5 protein-coding genes and 1 pseudogene are annotated in these 3,683 nt (G+C 73.1%); 1 reads left to right on the forward strand and 5 read right to left on the reverse strand.

Features of this window, described 5'->3' with window-relative positions:
• The 5 genes from VGD85_RS19520 to VGD85_RS19540 all read right to left on the reverse strand — a co-directional run.
• The coding region (locus tag VGD85_RS19520) for a histidine phosphatase family protein (RefSeq protein WP_331065098.1) at positions 1-309 on the reverse strand (309 nt) is incomplete at its 3' end.
• Complete coding sequence (gene rsfS, locus VGD85_RS19525) at positions 306-683, reverse strand: ribosome silencing factor (protein WP_331065099.1); 378 nt, start codon at positions 681-683, stop codon at positions 306-308. The genes rsfS and VGD85_RS19520, both read right to left, overlap by 4 nt.
• The gene (nadD, locus tag VGD85_RS19530) at positions 680-1,312 is read right to left on the reverse strand and encodes a nicotinate-nucleotide adenylyltransferase (protein ID WP_331065100.1); all 633 of its coding nucleotides are present in this window, start codon (positions 1,310-1,312) and stop codon (positions 680-682) included. The genes rsfS and nadD overlap by 4 nt, the downstream gene beginning before the upstream one ends.
• 11 nt (positions 1,313-1,323) lie before the next feature.
• Complete coding sequence (locus tag VGD85_RS19535; RefSeq protein WP_331065101.1) at positions 1,324-1,476, reverse strand: hypothetical protein; 153 nt, start codon at positions 1,474-1,476, stop codon at positions 1,324-1,326.
• A gap of 59 nt (positions 1,477-1,535) precedes the next feature.
• The gene (locus VGD85_RS19540; protein ID WP_331065102.1) at positions 1,536-2,804 is read right to left on the reverse strand and encodes a glutamate-5-semialdehyde dehydrogenase; all 1,269 of its coding nucleotides are present in this window, start codon (positions 2,802-2,804) and stop codon (positions 1,536-1,538) included.
• A 132-nt stretch (positions 2,805-2,936) separates the two neighbouring features.
• Between VGD85_RS19540 and VGD85_RS19545 the strand changes: the two are divergent.
• Positions 2,937-3,683: pseudogene (locus VGD85_RS19545) on the forward strand (hypothetical protein); the annotation flags it as partial.

Raw genomic sequence — 3,683 nt, forward strand, 5'->3', positions numbered from 1 at the left:
CGCGGCCGCCGCGTACTCCTCGTGGGTCAGGCCCTCCCGCTCGCCGAGGGAGAACTCCCGCAGCCGGGCGTCCGGAACCGCGGCGAGGCCGGTCGCGGCCGCCACGGGGGCCGCGGTCTGCTGCGCCCGGGCGAGGTCGGAGGTCCACAGCAGCGACGGCCTCATCGCGGCCACCTCGGACGCGACGCCGGCAGCCTGCTCGTGGCCGGCGTCGTCGAGACCGACGTCGGTGTGCCCCTGCACGCGGAGCACGTGGTTCCAGGCGGTGCGGCCGTGGCGGAGCAGGACCAGCCGGCGGGGGCCGCTCACCGCTCGTGGGAGACGACGTCGGCCGGGAGCTTGATGGCCGGGCAGTCGCGCCAGAGCCGCTCGAGGGCGTAGAACTGCCGCTCCTCCTCGTGCTGGACGTGCACGACGACCTCGCCGTAGTCGATGAGGACCCAACGGCCGTCGCGCTCGCCCTCGCGGCGCAGCGGCTTGGCGCCGATCTCGCGCAGCTTGTCCTCGATCTCGTCGACGATCGACTTCACCTGCCGGTCGTTCGAGGCCGAGGCGAGCAGGAACGCGTCGGTGATCGCCAGCTGGTCGCTGACGTCGAAGGCGATGATCTGCTGGGCCAGCTTGTCGGAGGCGGCGCGGGCGGCGGCGTGGACGAGCTCGACGGCTCGTTCGGTGGCGGTCACGGCAGGTCCTCGGGAGCTTCCTGGGGGTAGAGGTCGTACTTGGCGATGTACTGGACGACGCCGTCGGGCACGAGGTACCAGACGGGCTCGCCGCGTTGCTTGCGCTTGCGGCAGTCGGACGAGGAGATGGCCAGCGCGGGGATCTCCACGATCGTCACCCGGTCGGCCGGGATCGTGGCCAGCGCCGCCTCGTCCATCGTGTAGCCCGGCCGGGTGCAGCCCACGAACTGGGCGAGCTCGAAGAGCTCCTCGGCGGCGCGCCAGGTGAAGATCTCGGCGAGCGCGTCGACCCCGGTGATGAAGTACAGCTCGTCGTCGGGCAGCTGGGCGCGCAGGTCGCGCAGCGTGTCGATCGTGTACGTCGGGCCCTGCCGGTCGATGTCGACGCGAGAGACGCTGAACCGCGGGTTGGCGGCGGTCGCGATCACCGTCATCAGGTAGCGGTGCTCGGCCGGCGACACGACCCGGTGGGACTTCTGCCAGGGGTCGCCGGTCGGGACGAACAGGACCTCGTCGAGGTCGAACCACGCCTGCACCTCGGACGCCGCGACGAGGTGTCCGTGGTGGATCGGGTCGAAGGTGCCACCCATGACCCCGACCCGGCGGGGAGTGGTCGTGGGGGCGGTCATGCGCTCGGCGGTCAGCTGTGCTCTCGTCCCGAGCCGAAGGCCAGCAGCGCGCCCAGCAGCGCGAGCAGGATGACCAGGGTGATCCCGCCCACCAGCCAGTGGTTCGGCACACTCTCGTTGACGTGCTCCTCGGCGGCGAGGGCGATGGCGAACGCGTTCAGCATGGGCGACACCCTACCGGGCGCGGTGCCGCCGGAGCGTCACGGACCGGTCCCGGGACGTCTCACCGGACGTGGCCGTCGCCGGTGACGACGTACTTGGTCGACGTCATCTCCGGCAGTCCCATGGGCCCACGCGCGTGCAGCTTCTGGGTGCTGATCCCGATCTCGGCGCCGAAGCCGAACTCGCCGCCGTCGGTGAACCGCGTCGAGGCGTTGACGAGCACCGCGGCGGAGTCGACGGCCGCCGTGAACCGCCGGGCGGCGGCCAGGTCCTCGGTGACGATCGCCTCGGTGTGCTGGCTCGACCAGCGCCGGATGTGCGTGATGGCCGCGTCGAGGTCGGGTACGACGGCCGCGGCGATGTCGAGGGAGAGGTACTCCTGCGCGTAGTCCTCGTCGGTGGCCGCCACGACACCGTCCTCGGCCCGGAACCGGGCGTCACCGTGCACCGTGACGCCGGACCCCTGGAGCGCCGCGACCACCCGCGGGACGAAGACGTCGGCGATGTCGGCGTGGACCAGCAGCGACTCGGCGGCGTTGCAGACGCTGGTGCGGTGGGTCTTGGCGTTGAGCACGATCGCGAGCGCCTTGTCGAGATCGGCCGCCCGGTCGACGTAGACGTGACAGTTGCCCACGCCGGTCTCGATGACCGGCACCGTCGACTCCTCCACGACCGAGCGGATCAGGCCCGCGCCGCCCCGCGGGATCAGCACGTCGACGTGGCCGCGGGCCCGCATGAGCGCCTTGACGCTGTCGTGGGTGTCGCCGGGCACGAGCTGCACCACGTCGGGGTCGAGGCCTGCCTGCGCGATCGCGTCGCGCAGCACCGCGACGATCGCGGCGTTGCTCGTGCGCGCGCTGGAGCTGCCGCGCAGCAGCACGGCGTTGCCGGACTTCAAGCAGATGCCCGCCGCGTCGGCGGTGACGTTGGGGCGCGCCTCGTAGATCATCCCGACCACGCCGAACGGCACCCGGACCTGGCGCAGCTCGAGGCCGTTGGCGAGCGTGCTCCCCCGCACGACCTCCCCCACCGGGTCGGGCAGCCCGGCGACGTCGCGCAGTCCTTGGGCCATGCCCGCCACCCGTTCGGGGGTCAGTCGCAGGCGGTCGACGATGTTGGCCGGCGTACCTCCCGACTCGGCACGGGCGACGTCCTCGTCGTTCGCGGCCAGGACCTCCGCCTCGCGGGCGAGCAATGCGTCGGCCATCGCCTCCAGCGCGCGGTCCTTCTCGGCGCGCGTCGCCAGGGCCAGCCCGTGGCTGGCGGCGCGGGCGCGCTCGGCGACGGCCAGCACCAGGTCCCCGGCACCGCCCGATGCGTTCGTGCTCATGGCCCGAGCGTAGTTCGCGCGACGTCGTGTCGAGCGGCCCGTCTTGCCGCTCGGCAACCAAAGGGCACCCCTCCGCGTCGAAGGTGGGTCAACTCACGCAGCGAACGCTGCCGACGGGGAAGGACCCGCATCTTGATCCGCTCGACCTCCCGCTCGACGCGCCGCTCTCTGGCGCTGCTCGCCTCACTCGCCTTGGCCCTCCCGGCCGTCGCGCAGCTGCCGGCGGCCACGGCCGCCGACCCCGGACGCACCCCGGTCACCGACCGGGCGACCGCCCCCCGTGCCGACGGCGCCGCGCCGGTGACGCTGTGGGCCCCGAAGGCCGTCACGGCCTACTCCTACCGCCACCGCGCCTGGACCGACCTCGGGCTGCGGCTGATCGCCCAGGGCGCGCCGTTCGAGCTCTGGTCGACGCGGCCGTCGTACGACGAGCCCATCCAGACCGTGTGGCGCACCGCCACCGGCGACGTGCCGCTGCCGGCCGGCTCGATGACGTCGTTCAGCGGGCTGGACCGGTTCTTGAGCATCACCATCGAGCCCGCGAAGGGCCGCGGCCCGACGCTGCACCTCAACCGCTCGGCGTGCCTCAACGGCTGGTCCGAGCGCGTCCGACCGGACGCACCGGCCCGCTCGGCGTACCCCCAGGGGTGCTGGTACAACCCGTTCACGCTCGGCTCGGTGCAGGGCATCCAGGACGGCTGGGCGACGCCGATCCTGGCCCAGGAGCGCCCGCTGCGGCTCGAACCCGGCAGGTACCGGGTGACCGCCACCATCGCGCCGAGGTACGCGGCCGCGTTCGGCCTGAGCCCGGCGGACACCACCCGCACCACGCGGCTCACCGTCTCGGAGGAGGACCGCGGTGGCCGTGGCCGGGTGGCG

Source organism: Nocardioides sp., assembly GCF_036401255.1.
Classification (GTDB): domain Bacteria; phylum Actinomycetota; class Actinomycetes; order Propionibacteriales; family Nocardioidaceae; genus Nocardioides.